Source organism: Candidatus Pelagibacter sp. HIMB1495 (genome assembly GCF_052047955.1).
Taxonomy (GTDB): domain Bacteria; phylum Pseudomonadota; class Alphaproteobacteria; order Pelagibacterales; family Pelagibacteraceae; genus Pelagibacter.
Map to the genome: position 1 here is coordinate 1,123,243 of NZ_JBNAIQ010000001.1, position 15,997 is coordinate 1,139,239.

Genomic DNA, 15,997 nt, shown 5'->3' on the forward strand with positions numbered 1-15,997 from the left:
ATTGTTCTATTGAGCAGAACAATATATTCTGTTGAATAGAATAATATGAAAACTAATAAAAAAATTATTGGTGTAGATGCAGTAAATAAAGCTTTGGAAATCCTAAATTGTTTTACCGAAAAAAATGAAGCTTTAACTATAACAAAGATAGCTAATATTACAGGAGATCATAAAAGTAGAATTTCAAGAATATCAAAATCACTTGAGAATTTTGGATACATTAGAAAAATAAAAAGTGGTGAATTTAAAATTGGTCATACAATTCCAAGATTATTTGAAATTTATGAGAGTAGTTTTAATTTAAAAAATTCTATCAAAGCTGAATTAGATTTCATATCATCCAAAACAAAAGAGACAGCAAGTTTTTTTGTTAGACAAAATGATGTAAGAGTATGTATTCAATCAAGTTCACCTAACAAATCAATAAGACACCAAGAAGTCATTGGAGGTAAAAAACCTATTAACAAAGGTTCAAGTGGTCATATCTTGTCGGCTTATAATAATTTAGAAATTAAAGATAAAGACGATGTTTTAAAAAATGGATATGCTATGACTTTTGGAGAAAGAGATTCTGAAATGGCTTCTATATCAGTTCCAATCTTTAGAAAAAAAAATCAAATTCTTGGTGCATTAACTATTGCAGGTCATATTTCTAATTTTAATAAAAAAAACTGTATTAACTTTCTAAATGTTCTTAGATCTTCTAAAGTTAAAATTGAAAAGAATTTAATTCAAACTAGATAATGCTAAAGCAGATTAATCAAATCTTCACAGTTAAATTTATTTCTGTTTTAATTATTGCTTTTCCTAGTGCAATATTTGCAGAATATTTAAATATACCTCTAGCCTGGTTTTTGGGACCAATGATAATCACTTCAATTGCTGCATTATCAGGACTAAAAATCATTATGCCCAAAATTGTATTAAGTTTTATCTTGATAATTTTAGGTTTGCATATTGGAAATTACATAGATCAAAATCTATTTAATCAAATGTTTGATTGGATTTGGACTTCGCTAATTATGTTTATCTACATAATAATTTGTATTTTAGTTGTTGCTAAATACCTTCAAAAATTTGCAAGTTATGGAGAGAAAGCTTCAATCTTTTCGGCAGCTCCTGGTGCACTGGGTCCTTTAATGATTTTAGCTGAAAATGAAAAAACGGATTTATCTCAAGTTGCCACCTCTCACTTAATTAGATTAATCATCATAATAACCGTCATTCCATTTATTATAGTTAATAATACTGACAACAATGTTTTGTTAAATGATGACTTCAATTATTTAGCTCAAAATCATTTAAATTTAATTTTACTTATTGTTGCATCTTTATTTTTTATTTTTGTTTTTGATAAAATTAGAATTCCTGCTGCTTTACTATCTGGAACATTATTTGCTAGTGGTTTATTACAAATTACAGATATAGCCTCATATAAATTGCCAGATGAAACAGTAAATTTTTGTCTGCTAATTCTTGGCTCTTCTGTCGGATGTAGGTTTGCTGAAAAAACTGTTAAAGAGATAGCCAATAATTCTCTTCATAGTATTGTGGCTACTACTATTTTGGTAGTATTAGGTTTGGTAACAGCCTATGTTGCGACATTCTTTGTTGATACAAATATTTTAACTTTAATATTATCTTTTAGTCCTGGAGGAATTTATGAAGTGGCAGTTATAGCAATAGCTTTTGATTTAGACCCAGACTTTGTTGCTTTTCACCATATAGTAAGATTGCTTTTTATACTTTTCACAGTTCCAATATTTTTAAGAGTTTTAGAAAAAATTAAGAAATAATTTCAGAAAGTTTTTCAAAAACTTTTTCTGCAGATAGTTTTGATAATTCGGGAGCTTGTATTGCTTTAAAGTTTTCTCTTTCAATACTGACTTTAAAAGGAGTTGTATGTGAACCAAATAAAGCAACACCCTTTGATCCTAAATGAGCTGTTATATGAGCAGGTCCAGTATCATTAGCGACCACAAACAAACTATCTTTAATTAATCCAGATAATTGTGAAATATTTAAAGCTTTACCATTATCCAAAACACACAAAGCATTTATATTTTTTGCATCTTTAATTTCATCTGGCCCAGGTGCAGTAACTACTTTAAATTTATTTTCGAAATTTTCATTAATTAAAGAGATTAGATCGTTGTAGTAAGGCCATTTCTTTGAAGTTAAATGAGGTGAGCAAAAAGGAAAAAGTATTATGTATTTATCTAGTTCGTAATTATTTTTTATTTCTGAAATATCAACTGTACTCCATGAAAAGTCTGGATTCATTGTGTGATTAGTATTAATTCCTGAAGATTTTAACTGATGATCAAATCTTGAAAGAACAGAATCTTTATCAAAATCTTTTTTGGTTGTTCCTTCTGGTAGAGTTGTTTCTGTTGAACACCAAATAGTTTTGTCAGCTTTAGGAAATAATATATTTTTGTAAAATGATGTTCTGCTCGAATTTTGAAGGTCATAAACTTTTGAGAAATTATGTTTTTTAATCTCTCTCATTAACAAATATAAATAAATTAAGTTAATCTTTGATAATCTCTTATCTAGAATAACATTTGAAATATGTGGGTTTTTTTTAAATAGCTCAAAATAAGGTTTAGTTGTTAATAAATGAATTTGATCTTCTTTATGATTTTCAGAAATATCTTGAATTGCCCCACATGCTTGAGCTATATCGCCTAAAGATCCATGTTTAATAATTAAAATATTAGACATATTTCTAACAACTTAACATAGTATGAAGTTTTATGAATAAAATTATAATCGAGGTTTCTGTTGGAGAGCTTTTAGATAAGATTTCAATATTAGAGATCAAACAAGATAAAATAAAAGACCCAGAAAAATTAAATTTTATAAATAACGAACACTCTATTCTTAAAAATCAGTTAGAAAAAAATTTTAAGTCTGATGAGAAGCTTGAAAAATTGTTTCAAGACTTAAAAGATATAAATGCTAAACTTTGGGTTATTGAAGATGACAAGAGAGATTGTGAAAAAAATAAAGATTTTGGAGAAAAATTTATAAGACTTTCAAGAGACGTTCATTTTTTAAATGATGATCGTGCTAAAATAAAATTAGAAATGAATAACCATACTGGCTCTGCTATTAGAGAAATTAAAGAATATACTAGTTACTAAAAACTTTTGGAAACCAATCCTCCCTCATCTGATCACCTGATTTTAAATTAATTCCATCAAATGGTGGTGATGTTGGACCATCTCTTTCAACAAAAGTAACATCATCACCTATAAATCTCATAGAGAATGCTCTACGAGATTGAGAACTTTGATTTCCTGTTGAACCATGAACAGTTTTAAAATTAAACAAAACTGCATCACCTAATTTTAGGTCGGGAACTAATACATCTTCTTCAAATTCTTCTTTTTTTGGAAGACACATAAAAGAGCTATCATCTTCATACCAAGGTTGATCATTGGACCATTTAGTAGGTCTTAAAAGTTTTTGCCATTTATGTGATCTTAAAATTAATTTGAGGTTATTTTCTTTATTTACTTCATCTAATGGTATCCAAAAACTTCCTGTATCATCTCCATCAACACAGTAATATGGCATATCTTGATGCCAAGGTGTTTCTTTATTCGTTCCTGAGTTTTTAATAAAAAGGTGATCATGAAAAATTTGTATAGATTTTGAATTTGTGGCCTCAGCAACTATTTGGCCTGCAGGGGAATTGAACATACAATCTTTAAATTCTTGAATTCTTTCCCAATTACAATAATCTTCAAAAAACCTTCCCTCATTTTCTCTAACATTCTCTCTTCCATGTTGACTTGGGTTGTCTAAAACTTTTTGAAAACCATTTCTTAATGGTTCGATCCAATCTTTAAATGCACCTTTAATAATTATTGCACCGAGATTTTTATAATCATCAATCTGTTGTTGAGATAAATACATTTTATTGTTGGAAAGTATATTTTTTTTCTAAATACTTAATCACATTATGAATAACGAAAGTCATAAACAAATAAATTCCACCAGCTACAATAAATACTTCTATAGGCTTAAATGTTGTTGATATGATGTATTTTGCAACACCAGTTAAATCCATTAGGGTTACTGTGCTTGCAAGTGAAGTGCCTTTCATCATTAGAATTATTTCATTTCCATATGCAGGAAGTGACTGTCTAATAGCAATAGGTATTTGAATTTTATAAAATATAATTTTATTTGAAATACCTAAACTTTTTCCAGCTTCAATAATTCCTGGTTTTACAGTTTGGAATGCAGATCTCAATATCTCAGAGGTGTATGCACCTGTATTTAATGTAAAAGCAATAATTGCACACCAATAAGGTTCTTTTAAAACAACCCACAAAAATGTTGATCTTAAATATTCAATTTGTCCTAATCCAAAATAAATAATAAAAATTTGAACTAATAAAGGAGTGCCTCTAAAAACATAAGAATATCCGTAAGCTAATTTATTAATAAATATATTTTTGTTTAATCTTAAAATTGCAAAAAATAATCCAAGAAATAATCCAAAAAATAAAGATGCTGACAAAAGTTTTAAAGTAATAACAGTTGCTCCTAAAAGTTTTGGGAAACTAGTGATCATTAAATCAAAATCCATTAATAACCCCTACTGTATTTGACTTCTAATTTATTAATTAACTTCATACTTATGTAAGTGAGCAATAAATATAAAACTGCAGCAAAAGAATAAAAAAATAATGGATCTCTTGTGGATCCTGCAGCAATATAAGATTGTCTCATGATTTCGACTAATCCTGTTACTGATATTAAAGAAGTGTCCTTTAAAGTAATTTGCCAAACATTGCTTAAATTTGGAATTGCCAGTCTTAACATTTGAGGAAGAATAATTTTATAGAATTGACCGAACTTGCTTATACCTAAAACCTTTGCGGCCTCGAACTGTCCTTTATCAATAGACTGAATGGCTCCTCTAAAAACTTCTGTTGAGTAAGCGCCTGAAATTATGCCAATAGCAACTGCACCAGTAATAAATGCATTAATCTCTATATATTCGTAATAACCAAATATTGATGCAACATACATAATTGCACCACTCCCCCCAAAAAATAATAAATATATTACTAATAGTTCTGGCACACCTCTAATTACTGTCGTGTAAAAATTACCTATAAAGTTTAGTGTTTTATATTTTGAAAGTTTAAGAGGAGTAAAAATTAAAGCAAAAAGGAAGCCAACTAACATCGCTGTAACAGATACAGCAACTGTCATTAAGGTTGCGTAAAATAACTCGTCACCCCAACCTGTTTTTCCAAATGCAAGAAGTTCCATATAGATTGGCGACTATATATTATAGCCGCCAAATCCAAAATTAATTACATAGAAGCGTCAAAACCAAAGTGTTTTATAGCAAGTTCGCTAATAATTCCTTTTTTTCTAGCTTTGTTAATAGCTTTATTGAAATCTTTTAAGATTTTAGCGTCTCGTTTTCCAATAGCGCTATCACTAGCTTGTCTGATTCCAACACCAACTCCATTTCCAAATGCACCACCTGAAAAAGTTGGTCCAACTAAAACAACTGGTTTACCAGATTTATCAGCATAGTCTGTAAATGCTACAGCTGCAGCTAATGCAACATCACATCTTCCAGAAGTTAAATCTAAATTAACCTCGTCTTGAGTTTTGTAAGTTCTAACATTTACACTTCCAACGTCACCTGACTCTAAAAAGTTTTGGTGAATTGTACCTGTTTGAGTACATACTGTTTTTCCAGCAAGAGCACCTGTCAAAGTTTTTAAAGCTTTTTTAACATCTGACCCACCTAAAGATAAGTTGATACCTTCTGGTGTATCCATGCCTTCTAAGCTTGAACCTTTCATTACAGCAAGAGATGCAACTTCATCAGCATAACCTTGTGAGAAAGTAATTGTTTTCTTTCTTTCATCAGTAATAGACATACCGGCCATGATTGCATCAAATTTTCTCATTACTAATGCAGGTATCATTCCATCCCAATCTTGCTCAACAATTGTACACTCGTACTTCATAATTTTGCAAAGCTCTTGAGCTAACTCAACCTCAAATCCAATTAAATTGCCAGAAGCATCTTTTGAATTCCATGGAGGATAAGCGCCTTCAGTTCCAATTTTAATTTTCTCAGCAGAAACATTTCCGATGATTAAAAAAGAAGCTAGAACTGTTAAAATAGTTTTTTTGAATATATTCATATTTTCTCCTTTAATTGGAATAATTATTTCATAATTTTTAGAAAGAAAAAAGAAAAATTAATGATTTATTGATGATGAAAAGTTCCAAGCACAATCAAAACTTGGTATGTAAACTCTAGATAATCTGGCATTACCAAAATTTTGATTAAAGACATTTAACCAACTATCAACTTGCTTAGGTTTTTTATCCTGACTTCCAACTTGAGCTGTAATCACACCTTTTGGTTTTAATATTCTCACCAAAGAATCCATATTTTTTGCTGCTAGGTCTATACAAAACTGATCATCATTAAGATCAACAAAAATATGATCGTAAGTATCATCAGCTACTGATTTAATACTTTCAAATGCATCTCCCCATACGCATTTAACAGAATTTTTTTCTGTAGCTTTTTTTCCAATATCACCAAGATGTTTATTGCAAATGTCTACAACTTCTGGATCTAACTCATACCAATCGATAAAATTAAAATTTTTAGAAATACATTCTCTTGCTACTCCACCATCTCCACCTCCAATGATAGCTGCTCTCTCATTATCTTGGTTTAAATTTAAACCTGAACCAACAAATGTTGAGCTATATAAATGCTCATCTGTTGCAGCAACTTGAATTTCACCATCTATAAATAATGATTTTCCAAATTGCTCAAGATCTAAAATTTCAATATGTTGACCAACTTTAGATTTAAAATCTTCTAAAATATCATTTACAACATAGGATTTTTGCAAACCTGGTGAGCTATAAATGTCATGATAAAGTGATTTTGTGTCTCTATTAAATTCTTTTTTAACAATTCTTGTATGTTCAAATTCTTTTTTGATTATATCGATTGCAACTGAAGGACTTACTTTCCCGCAAGTAAAAAAATCAAAACTAATAATTCCTTTTTCAGGAAATGTATGAAAGCTGATATGACTTTCTGCTAACAGAGCCAATATTGTGAAACCTTGAGGTTCAAATTTATATTTAGAAATATTTAAAATTGTTACTTTTGCAGCTTTTGCAATTTCATGAATTACTTTTTCATAAATAGAAGGATCGTATTCTGTTGTAGTTCCAATGATGTCTAGAGTTATATGTTCTCCAACTTTAGTCATTAGCTATCCTTTTTATAATTTTTAGCTTTGGATAAAACTTTATTCATTTCTGCTTTAGAAAGAATTTTTGGCTTACCCAATTTCAGGCTTGTTATATACTGAAGCGATATATTTTCAACCTCTTCAGCTAACTCAAAAGCTTTTGATAAATTATTTTCAAATGCAATCTGACCGTGATTTGCAATTAAACAGGCTTTTCTACCTTTTAGAGCTCTCAAAATATTTTTGGATAATTCTCTCGTTCCAAAGGTTGCATATTTCGCACATTTAATGTCATAGCCACCAGCCATTGCAACCATGTAATGAAAAGAGGGGATTCCTTGATTATGAGTAGATACAGCAGTTGCATTTGTTGAATGGGCATGAACAATCGCTTTAGCTTCTTTTTTATTTTTATAAATATCTTGATGAAATTTCCATTCTGAAGAAGGAATACCTTTTTTCTTATCTAACTTACCGTCTAATGTAACGAAAACTATATCTTTATTTTTTAAAGTTGAGTATTTTTTTCCAGATGGGGTAATTAGAAAACCATTTTTATACCTTACTGAGATATTTCCAGATCTTAAAGCTGATAATTTTTTTGTATTCAACATTTTTGAATATCGAATAATTTCAGAACTTAAATTTTTCATTTGAATAAATTTTTTAGTCCATTGGTGGAAGCTTCACATACTCCTCTCTCAGTAATTAATCCACTTACATATTTTGCAGGAGTTACATCAAAAGCTAAATTCATTACTTTACTTTTCTTTGGGTAAATCAAAACTTTTTTAACTTCATTGTTTTCATCAATACCCTCTACATGAGATAATTCCTCAGAGTTTCTTTCCTCAATTGGAATGTCTATTGCATCTTTAATATTCCAATCAATAGTTGAACTTGGGAGTGCAACATAAAAAGGAACTTTATTATCATGTGCAGCTAAAGCTTTTAGATAAGTTCCAATTTTATTACACACATCTCCATTTGATAAAGTTCTATCTGTTCCAACAATACACATGTCAACTTCGCCTCTTTGCATTAAAATACCACCAGTATTATCAGCTATAATTGTATTTGGAATTTCTTCCTCATTTAACTCATATGAAGTTAAATTTGCACCTTGGTTCCTTGGTCTTGTTTCATCTACCCAGACATGAACCGGAATTCCTTTTTTATGAGCATGATAAATCGGTGAAGTTGCTGTGCCCCAATTAATTGTTGCTAACCAACCTGCATTACAATGAGTTAAAATATTTACTGTATTTTTTTTGTTATTGTAGATTTCCTCTATTATTTTTAATCCATTAATGCCTATATCCTCACAAAACCTCTCATCCTCATCACAAATTTCTTTAGTTTCTTTTAAAGCTATATCTAAAATTTGATCACTATTGATACCAGATAATTTTTTCATCATACGATCAACTGCCCATTTTAAATTTATAGCAGTAGGTCTTGATTTAATTAATTCTTCTGAACATTTGCTTATAAATTCTTGAGAGTTGTTCTCATGAATAGCCAAAACTATTCCGTAAGCAGCTGTTGCCCCAATTAAAGGAGCACCTCTAACTTCCATAACTTTGATTGCATTTATTGCATCTTTTACTGATTTAAGATCTTTTATTATAAATTGATGAGGAAGTTTTGTTTGATCAATAATTTTTACTATATTATCTTCATACCATATTGTTCGATACTCTTTTCCTTGAATTCTCATTTATTCAAAACTCTACCAGCAACGGTTTTTAACTTATCAATTGTTTTTTGGGTTCGTTTTTCTGGAGCAGTAATAATTGCTACATCTAAGCAATTATTAGTTGGATCATTTGGATCTATATGATCTTCAAAATTCTCAATTAAGTTTTTAATCATAACCTTTGCTTTTTCAGCATTTCCTAACAAAACTTTTATTACTTGTTGAACATCAACGTTTTCATGATCTGGGTGCCAACAATCAAAATCTGTAACCATTGAAACTGATGCATACCTAATTTCTGCCTCTCTTACGAGTTTTGCTTCAGGCATATTGGTCATACCAATTACATCTGCTTTCCAAGATCTATATAAATTAGATTCTGCTAATGTTGAAAATTGAGGACCCTCCATAACAACATAGGTTCCATTTCTTTGATATTCTATATTGGATTTTTTAATTGCATCTTCACAAGCATTCATTAGTCCATTAGATGTGGGATGTGCCATCGATACATGGGCAACGATTTCATCATCAAAAAAAGTTTTTACTCTTGCAAAAGTTCTATCAATAAACTGATCAACAATAACAAATTTTCCAGGTGGCAAATCTTCTTTCAAAGATCCTACGGCTGAAACTGAAACAATATCAGTAACACCTAACTGTTTTAACGCATCGATATTTGCTCTAAAATTTATATTAGAAGGAGAAACAAAATGCCCTCTCCCATGTCTTGGCAAAAAATAAACTTCTTTATTATTATAATTGGTTTTTAATATTTGATCAGATGGTTTACCCCAAGGTGTATCAATTTGTAATAATTCTCTGTCAGTAAATTCTTCAACATCATAAAGACCACTTCCACCAATTATCGCTAATTTATTTGTTGTCATAATTTAAAATATATTTATTTATAATTGAGTATTATGAATTTAAAAGATCATATTAGATCAATTCCTGATTATCCTAAAAAAGGTATTCTATTTAGGGATATAACTACTCTAATTAAAAACGAGGAAGCTTTTGCTGAAACAATTAATCAAATTATTGAAAGATCTAAAAAATACAAGATTGATAAAATTGCTGCAATAGAATCAAGAGGTTTCGTGTTTGCCTCTGCTGTTTCTTATATACTTAAAAAACCTTTTATAATGTTGAGAAAAAAAAATAAGTTACCAGCTGAAGTACATTCAGTAGATTTTGAATTAGAATATGGAACTGCAACTATTGAGGTTCATAAAGACTCTATTTTAAAAGATGAGTCTGTTTTAATAATTGATGATTTAATTGCAACTGGTGGCACCGCAGAAGCTGCTGCTAAATTGGTTGAAATGTGTGATGCAAAAGTAGCTGCATTTGTTTTTGTTATTAATTTGTTTGATTTAGGTGGATCAGATAACTTAGTAAATAAAAACTATAAAGTTGAAAATTTAATTGAATTTCCAGGTCATTAAATGGTAGCGGGAAGTGGGATCGAACCACTGACCTCGGGCTTATGAGTCCCGCGCTCTAACCAACTGAGCTACCCCGCCATAAAATGAAAGATTTATACTACATTTATTAACTCTTTCAACTATAAGTAAATTTCCTATGAAAAAAAAAATTACCTTTCTATTTATCAGTCACTTTTTCTTTTTAATGATCGGCTTTGGCTTAGGTGTATATTTTCTACCAATTTTAACCGCACCAGAGTCAGTCGAAATAAGTAAAATTAATGAGTATGAAAATAAATCTCAATATCAAACTGAGTTTGTAAGAGATTTAAGAGGGAGTGATCCATTTCACTGGGGAGAAGCAAAAGTTACAATTTCAAATACAAAAATTACAGTTAATGGTGCAATTGCACCCGGGCCAGATTATAAACTTTATCTAACAAATGAATTTACACAACATGAGGATGAATTTTTACCAATTAAAGATGAAGCTAAATATGTAGCAGAGGTTAAAAGTTTTGAAAACTTTGTTGTTGATGTTCCTTCAAATGTAGATGTAAGTAAATTCAATACCCTAGTTATTTGGTGTGAAAGTTTCAGTGAATTTATAACTGCAGCTAAATACCAATAATTTTATTTATTAACTATTTTTAAAATTAGTTTGCTTTAATGGTTTAAAGATAATTTCAGCAGGATATTTAATTTTCTCTATTTCTATTGAAATATTTCCATTTAGAAGTTCATCATCTGAATAGTCATTGTTTATATAACCAAATGCAAGATTTTTTTTGAAGTTAAAAGAATAATTACCAGATGTAGTTCTTCCAACTATTTTATCATCTTTATAAATTGGTTCATCGTGAAGTAGAAGAGGTTTTCCTGGTTCATTATTTTTAAGGACAAACATAGCAAATTTCCTGTTAATTTTTTTATCTTTTATTTTTTCAAGTGCTTCTCTCCCAATAAAATTAAAGTCTTTCTTGTAACTAATTGTAAAGTTAAGACCTGCCTGGTATTGGTTTTCTTCAGGTGAAATATCATGGCCCCAATGTAAAAAACCACTTTCCATTCTCATAGTATCTAACGCATGCATTCCACAATTAGATAAATTATATTTTTTACCGCTTTCTATTAATTTCTCATATATATTTTTAGACTCAGAATTTTTAACATAAAGCTCATAACCTAACTCTCCAACGTAAGATAGTCTCTGGGTCCATATTTTAGTTCCGTCAATTTCAATATATTTTGAATTTGCAAACTTAAAATTTTCATTGCTAAAATCGTCTGAGCTTAAATCTTGAATTAAAAATCTACTCTTTGGACCAAATATTCCAAACACGCAATAATCATCGGTAACGTCAGTTAACTCTACACCTTCTGATAGATGCTTCTTGATATGAAATTTATCTCTTTCTCTTGTTGCTGCAGAACTAATTATTCTAAAATGATTTTGATCAATACAAACTACTGTAAGATCTATTTCTATTCCTCCATCTTTATTAAGCATATGAGTATAAGTACATTTTCCAGGTTCCTGTTTTATATTTGATGTACAAATTTTCTGAAGATCTTCATGTGCTTTTTCAGATTTAATTTCGAATTTAGAAAAAGGAGACAAATCATATAGACCAATATTTGTTAGTGTGTTGTTAGTTTCGTATTCAACTGATGGATACCAGTTTTGATAATTATAACTATATTCATACTCTGCTTTTTCTCCATCAAGAGCAAACCACATTGGTCTTTCATATCCAGCTGAAACTCCAAAACATGCACCAAAACTTTTTAATTCATCGTGGTATGGTAATTTTTTTACATTTCTTGATGTTTTGTGTTGTTTATAAGGCCAATGCATTCCATACAAATCCCCAAGTGACTCTGTAATACGATCTTTAATAAAACCTAATTCTGAATGAAACTTTTGAAATCTCTTTATGTCGTAATTAAAAATATCTTCATTGATATGACCAGTCATTAACCATTCGGCAGTTACTTTTCCAACTCCACCTCCACTTCCAATACCTATGCTATTCAAACCACAACTAACAAATAAATTTTTAACTTCAGGAACTTCACCTAATAAAGAATTGGTATCAGGCGTAAAAGACTCTGGTCCAGAAAAAAACTTTCTAATTCCAGCTTGTTCTAAAACTGGAAATCGTTTCATAGATTTTTCTAAATAAGGTTCAAAATGATCAAAATTTTCTGGAAATTCACCGAATGAAAAATCTTCTGGAACTTTATTAGTATCTTTAAATGCAGGTATTGATTTACCTTCGAATATTCCAATTAAAAGTTTTCCAGCATCCTCTTTAATATAAGTGCTGCTATCAAAATCTCTAATTACAGGTAATGTTGGTGAAAGATTTTCAATTGGTTCTGTAATTACATAAAAATGTTCTGCAGGATATAAAGGAATACTAACTCCTATTTTTTCTCCAATTTGTCTAGACCACATACCTGTAGCAAGGACCACATATTCACATTCAATATCTTGCCCATTAACTCTAACACCACTAACTCTACCATTTTTAGTTAATATTGTTTCAACAGGTGATTGCTCAAATATTTTTGCACCACCTAATCTTGCACCTTTTGCTAACATGTGTGTAACACCACTTGGATCAGCAGCACCATCTCCTGGCATTAACACTCCACCTTTTAAATCTTCTGTGTACATAATTGGATAATTTTTCTTTATTTGATCTTTATCTAAAATCTTAATATCAACATCATACAATTGAGCTGTAGTTGCTTGTCTTTGAAGTTCTTGCCATCTAGCATCTGTTTGAGCAATTGATAAGGCTCCGTTAATTCTTAAACCTGCAGAGTGATCAACTTCTTTTTCTAATTTTTTATATAAATCTAAAGTATATTTTCTAATTTTTGTAACTGCTGCTGTAGGTCCTAATTGACTAACCAATCCTGCAGCATGCCAGGTTGTACCTGATGTCAATTGATCTCTCTCTATAAGAACAACGTCTTTCCAGCCAAATTCTGTTAAGTGATAAGCAATAGAGCAACCAATAACTCCACCTCCAACAACAACTACCTTTGTGCTAGAAGGATACTTTTTTTCCATTACTAATGTTTGACAGCTTCTCCTGGGTCTACAAAGTTATGACCAAATACATCTGCAACTGCTTTATAGGTAACCATTCCTTTGTGAACATTTAATCCAGCTAAAAAGTTTTTATCTTCACTCAATGCTTTTTGATAACCATTATTAGCAAGTTTAACCAGATAAGGTAACGTTGCATTGTTTAATGCTAAAGTAGAAGTTCTAGGAACTCCGCCTGGCATATTAGCCACACAATAATGAACAACGTCATCAACAATATAAGTTGGTTCACCGTGAGTAGTTGGTTTACTTGTTTCAACACATCCACCTTGATCAATTGCAACATCAACAATAACAGAGCCCCTCTTCATACTTTTGATCATGTCTTTTGTAACTAATTTCGGAGCCTCTGCACCTGGAATTAAAACACCACCAACCAATAAGTCTGCTTCAGAAACTAATTTAGGTAAATCAATCTTATCACTTTGCTCAGGAATAATTTTGTCACCAAACATCTCTACTAATTGTTTTAATCTAGCTTCAGATTTATCGACAATATGAACTTTAGCTTGCATACCTGTAGCAATCACCGCAGCATTTTCACCTACTACACCACCACCTAAAATCACTACAGTTCCACCAGTCACTCCTGGAGCACCGCCTAACAAAAGTCCTCTTCCACTTTGATTCTTTTCTAAACAATGAGCACCAGCTTGTACTGACATTCTACCAGCAACTGCACTCATTGGGGCTAGTAATGGCAATCTTCCATTATCATCTGTTACTGTTTCATAAGCAATGTTAACACTTTTTGATTTAATTAATCCCTCAGTTAGTTCTTTAGCTGCTGCTAAGTGAAGATATGTGTAAACAATTTGATTTTCTCTAATCATATCAACCTCAACTTTTTGAGGTTCTTTAACTTTAACAATTATATCTGCATCATTAAAAATATCAGCTGCAGTGCTTGCTATTTTTGCACCTGCATTTGTATATTGATCATTTTCAAATCCAGCTTCAAAACCACCATTGTTTTCAACAATAACTTCATGACCTTCAGAAACTAAAGTTTTAACACTATCTGGTGTTAGCCCTATTCTATTTTCTTGAGGTTTTATCTCTTTAGGTACGCCTATCTTCATAAGCACTCTCCATGTCTTTAATTAAACTAATTAGTTCTTTTGGTTTTTTTGATAGTTCGTAATACCTGTTCTAAGTTTATCAATGATCTCATCTATATGTTTTTCTTCACATATAAACTGAGGAGCAATAATTAAACAGTCACCAGTTGCTTTAAAGTTAACCCCTGCTTCATAACAAGCTTTAAAACATTCATAACCTGCTTTACCTGGTTTAGTATTCATTTTCATATCAATACCACCCATCATTCCATAACCTCTTATGTTATCAACAGACTCTAAGTCTTGAAGAGAAAACAATCCTTTTTGAAAATAAGGTGCTAAATTTTTTGCTCTGTTAAAGATATCTTCTTTTTCAAAAATATCTTGAACAGCTAAACCTGCTGCTACTGCAACTGGAATTCCTGAATAAGTATATCCATGAAACAATTCAACAGATCCCATTGGAGAAGAATCCATCACTGCATCATAAATTTCATCCTTACATGCAACTACACCCATTGGAACAACACCGTTAGTTGTTGCTTTAGCCATAGTCATTAGATCTGGAGTAACATCAAACTCTTGACTTGCAAAAACTGAACCAGTTCTTCCCCAGCCTGTAATTACTTCATCAAAAATTAAAAGTATTCCATGCTTGTCACAAATTTCTCTTAATCTTTGTAAGTATCCTTTTGGTGGAACTAAAGTTCCAGTAGATCCAGCAATTGGTTCTACGATACAAGCTGCAATATTTTCTGGTCCAAAGTTACTTGCAATTCTCTCTAGATCATCTGCAAGATCCCCTCCTGTTTCAGGTTGACCACTAACAAATTTATGTTCTGGTAGATGTGTATGTCTCATGTGTTGAACACCTGGCATTAAAATGCTTGCAAATGTTTTAACATTGTTGATCATTCCACCAACTGAAACACATCCAATATTCATTCCGTGATAACCTCTTTCACGCCCTACAAATCTAAATCTATGAGCATTTCCTTTTGCTCTATGATAAGCAATTGCAATCTTAATTGCAGTCTCAACAGCAGTTGAACCACAAATAGTAAAGAACATTTTATTTAAATCACCTGGAGTGTGTTTTGAAATTTTTGTAGCTAATTCAAAAGAACCACCAAATCCTTGTTGGAAAGGCTGCGCATAATCTAAAGTCTCTAGTTGTTTAGTAACGGCTTCTGTAATTTCTCTTCTTCCATGTCCTAATGGATTACAAAATAATCCTGAGCTCGCATCAATTTGTGTTTTTCCGTGGTGAGTTTTTAAATAAACTCCTTTTGCTTCAGTAATTAATCTTGGGTTTGCTTTAAAATCTTTATTCGATGTAAACGGCATCCAATGTTCATTTAATGAATTTGGAACTGAAGTTCTTGTCTCTGAGCTCATAAATTTTTTTC

General features: G+C 30.7%; 17 protein-coding genes and 1 tRNA gene. 5 read left to right on the forward strand and 13 right to left on the reverse strand.

All coding sequences use genetic code 11. The annotated features are described in order from the left end of the window. The first annotated feature begins 45 nt into the window (after positions 1–45). Together ACTTAW_RS06110 and ACTTAW_RS06115 are read left to right on the forward strand one after the other, a co-directional pair. A complete protein-coding gene (locus ACTTAW_RS06110; RefSeq protein ID WP_440651532.1) occupies positions 46–744 on the forward strand; it encodes an IclR family transcriptional regulator in 699 nt (232 codons plus the stop codon). Further along, positions 744–1,796 (forward strand): AbrB family transcriptional regulator, encoded by a 1,053-nt coding sequence (locus ACTTAW_RS06115; RefSeq protein WP_440651533.1) that lies wholly within the window; start codon positions 744–746, stop codon positions 1,794–1,796. The genes ACTTAW_RS06110 and ACTTAW_RS06115 overlap by 1 nt, the downstream gene beginning before the upstream one ends. Here the strand turns inward: ACTTAW_RS06115 and ACTTAW_RS06120 are convergent. Then, a complete protein-coding gene (locus ACTTAW_RS06120; protein ID WP_440651534.1) occupies positions 1,786–2,727 on the reverse strand; it encodes a glycosyltransferase family 9 protein in 942 nt (313 codons plus the stop codon). The two genes, ACTTAW_RS06115 and ACTTAW_RS06120, sit on opposite strands and share 11 nt — an antisense overlap. 32 nt (positions 2,728–2,759) lie before the next feature. Here ACTTAW_RS06120 and ACTTAW_RS06125 point away from each other — a divergent pair, with 32 nt between their 5' ends. After that, a complete protein-coding gene (locus ACTTAW_RS06125) occupies positions 2,760–3,149 on the forward strand; it encodes a DUF6165 family protein (protein WP_440651535.1) in 390 nt (129 codons plus the stop codon). On the opposite strand, the gene ACTTAW_RS06130 is transcribed toward ACTTAW_RS06125, so the two are convergent. From ACTTAW_RS06130 to ACTTAW_RS06165, 8 genes are read right to left on the reverse strand one after another with little or no spacing between them, the layout of a single operon-like run. Next, positions 3,139–3,927 carry a phytanoyl-CoA dioxygenase family protein gene (locus tag ACTTAW_RS06130; protein WP_440651536.1) on the reverse strand — a complete coding sequence of 263 codons (789 nt, stop codon included), beginning with the start codon at positions 3,925–3,927 and terminating at the stop codon, positions 3,139–3,141. The genes ACTTAW_RS06125 and ACTTAW_RS06130 overlap by 11 nt on opposite strands. A 1-nt stretch (position 3,928) precedes the next feature. Then, on the reverse strand, positions 3,929–4,606 hold the full coding sequence (locus ACTTAW_RS06135) for an ABC transporter permease (RefSeq protein WP_440651537.1): 678 nt from the start codon (positions 4,604–4,606) through the stop codon (positions 3,929–3,931). Continuing rightward, a complete protein-coding gene (locus tag ACTTAW_RS06140; RefSeq protein ID WP_440651538.1) occupies positions 4,606–5,298 on the reverse strand; it encodes an ABC transporter permease in 693 nt (230 codons plus the stop codon). Before ACTTAW_RS06140 ends, ACTTAW_RS06135 begins: the two co-directional genes overlap by 1 nt. 44 nt (positions 5,299–5,342) lie before the next feature. Beyond that, the gene (locus tag ACTTAW_RS06145; RefSeq protein WP_440651539.1) at positions 5,343–6,194 is read right to left on the reverse strand and encodes a transporter substrate-binding domain-containing protein; all 852 of its coding nucleotides are present in this window, start codon (positions 6,192–6,194) and stop codon (positions 5,343–5,345) included. A 57-nt stretch (positions 6,195–6,251) separates the two neighbouring features. After that, on the reverse strand, positions 6,252–7,292 hold the full coding sequence (speD, locus tag ACTTAW_RS06150) for an adenosylmethionine decarboxylase (RefSeq protein ID WP_440651540.1): 1,041 nt from the start codon (positions 7,290–7,292) through the stop codon (positions 6,252–6,254). Next, complete coding sequence (locus tag ACTTAW_RS06155; protein ID WP_440651541.1) at positions 7,292–7,927, reverse strand: class II aldolase/adducin family protein; 636 nt, start codon at positions 7,925–7,927, stop codon at positions 7,292–7,294. The genes speD and ACTTAW_RS06155 overlap by 1 nt, the downstream gene beginning before the upstream one ends. Continuing rightward, a complete protein-coding gene (gene mtnA / locus ACTTAW_RS06160; protein ID WP_440651542.1) occupies positions 7,924–8,994 on the reverse strand; it encodes an S-methyl-5-thioribose-1-phosphate isomerase in 1,071 nt (356 codons plus the stop codon). The genes ACTTAW_RS06155 and mtnA overlap by 4 nt, the downstream gene beginning before the upstream one ends. After that, complete coding sequence (locus ACTTAW_RS06165; RefSeq protein WP_440651543.1) at positions 8,991–9,863, reverse strand: S-methyl-5'-thioadenosine phosphorylase; 873 nt, start codon at positions 9,861–9,863, stop codon at positions 8,991–8,993. The genes mtnA and ACTTAW_RS06165 overlap by 4 nt, the downstream gene beginning before the upstream one ends. A gap of 33 nt (positions 9,864–9,896) precedes the next feature. Here ACTTAW_RS06165 and ACTTAW_RS06170 point away from each other — a divergent pair, with 33 nt between their 5' ends. Then, positions 9,897–10,424, forward strand: coding sequence for an adenine phosphoribosyltransferase (locus tag ACTTAW_RS06170; protein ID WP_440618283.1), 528 nt, complete (start codon positions 9,897–9,899; stop codon positions 10,422–10,424). Between the two features lies 1 nt (position 10,425). On the opposite strand, the gene ACTTAW_RS06175 is transcribed toward ACTTAW_RS06170, so the two are convergent. After that, positions 10,426–10,502, reverse strand: a tRNA-Met gene (locus tag ACTTAW_RS06175). Positions 10,503–10,560: 58 nt separating this feature from the next. Between ACTTAW_RS06175 and ACTTAW_RS06180 the strand changes: the two genes are divergently transcribed. Continuing rightward, positions 10,561–11,034, forward strand: a complete 474-nt coding sequence (locus tag ACTTAW_RS06180) for a DM13 domain-containing protein (RefSeq protein WP_440651544.1) — start codon at positions 10,561–10,563, stop codon at positions 11,032–11,034. Between the two features lie 9 nt (positions 11,035–11,043). Here the strand turns inward: ACTTAW_RS06180 and ACTTAW_RS06185 are convergent, their stop codons facing one another. From ACTTAW_RS06185 to ACTTAW_RS06195, 3 genes are read right to left on the reverse strand one after another with little or no spacing between them, the layout of a single operon-like run. Next, on the reverse strand, positions 11,044–13,488 hold the full coding sequence (locus ACTTAW_RS06185) for a GcvT family protein (protein WP_440651545.1): 2,445 nt from the start codon (positions 13,486–13,488) through the stop codon (positions 11,044–11,046). A 2-nt stretch (positions 13,489–13,490) separates the two neighbouring features. Beyond that, positions 13,491–14,609 (reverse strand): alanine dehydrogenase, encoded by a 1,119-nt coding sequence (gene ald, locus ACTTAW_RS06190; protein ID WP_440651546.1) that lies wholly within the window; start codon positions 14,607–14,609, stop codon positions 13,491–13,493. A 30-nt stretch (positions 14,610–14,639) separates the two neighbouring features. Next, on the reverse strand, positions 14,640–15,986 hold the full coding sequence (locus ACTTAW_RS06195; protein WP_440651547.1) for an aspartate aminotransferase family protein: 1,347 nt from the start codon (positions 15,984–15,986) through the stop codon (positions 14,640–14,642). Positions 15,987–15,997: the final 11 nt, after the last annotated feature.

What these genes read in the sequence shown, in the direction of transcription:
- ACTTAW_RS06115 (WP_440651533.1), top strand. Translation starts at nt 744, where the DNA reads ATGCTAAAGCAGATTAATCAAATCTTCACAGTTAAATTTATTTCTGTT.
- ACTTAW_RS06140 (WP_440651538.1), bottom strand. Translation starts at nt 5,298, where the DNA reads ATGGAACTTCTTGCATTTGGAAAAACAGGTTGGGGTGACGAGTTATTT.
- mtnA (WP_440651542.1), bottom strand. Translation starts at nt 8,994, where the DNA reads ATGAGAATTCAAGGAAAAGAGTATCGAACAATATGGTATGAAGATAAT.
- ACTTAW_RS06185 (WP_440651545.1), bottom strand. Translation starts at nt 13,488, where the DNA reads ATGGAAAAAAAGTATCCTTCTAGCACAAAGGTAGTTGTTGTTGGAGGT.
- ACTTAW_RS06195 (WP_440651547.1), bottom strand. Translation starts at nt 15,986, where the DNA reads ATGAGCTCAGAGACAAGAACTTCAGTTCCAAATTCATTAAATGAACAT.
- ACTTAW_RS06165 (WP_440651543.1), bottom strand. Translation starts at nt 9,863, where the DNA reads ATGACAACAAATAAATTAGCGATAATTGGTGGAAGTGGTCTTTATGAT.
- ACTTAW_RS06110 (WP_440651532.1), top strand. Translation starts at nt 46, where the DNA reads ATGAAAACTAATAAAAAAATTATTGGTGTAGATGCAGTAAATAAAGCT.
- ACTTAW_RS06130 (WP_440651536.1), bottom strand. Translation starts at nt 3,927, where the DNA reads ATGTATTTATCTCAACAACAGATTGATGATTATAAAAATCTCGGTGCA.
- ACTTAW_RS06155 (WP_440651541.1), bottom strand. Translation starts at nt 7,927, where the DNA reads ATGAAAAATTTAAGTTCTGAAATTATTCGATATTCAAAAATGTTGAAT.
- speD (WP_440651540.1), bottom strand. Translation starts at nt 7,292, where the DNA reads ATGACTAAAGTTGGAGAACATATAACTCTAGACATCATTGGAACTACA.
- ACTTAW_RS06170 (WP_440618283.1), top strand. Translation starts at nt 9,897, where the DNA reads ATGAATTTAAAAGATCATATTAGATCAATTCCTGATTATCCTAAAAAA.
- ACTTAW_RS06135 (WP_440651537.1), bottom strand. Translation starts at nt 4,606, where the DNA reads ATGGATTTTGATTTAATGATCACTAGTTTCCCAAAACTTTTAGGAGCA.
- ACTTAW_RS06120 (WP_440651534.1), bottom strand. Translation starts at nt 2,727, where the DNA reads ATGTCTAATATTTTAATTATTAAACATGGATCTTTAGGCGATATAGCT.
- ACTTAW_RS06125 (WP_440651535.1), top strand. Translation starts at nt 2,760, where the DNA reads ATGAATAAAATTATAATCGAGGTTTCTGTTGGAGAGCTTTTAGATAAG.
- ald (WP_440651546.1), bottom strand. Translation starts at nt 14,609, where the DNA reads ATGAAGATAGGCGTACCTAAAGAGATAAAACCTCAAGAAAATAGAATA.
- ACTTAW_RS06145 (WP_440651539.1), bottom strand. Translation starts at nt 6,194, where the DNA reads ATGAATATATTCAAAAAAACTATTTTAACAGTTCTAGCTTCTTTTTTA.
- ACTTAW_RS06180 (WP_440651544.1), top strand. Translation starts at nt 10,561, where the DNA reads ATGAAAAAAAAAATTACCTTTCTATTTATCAGTCACTTTTTCTTTTTA.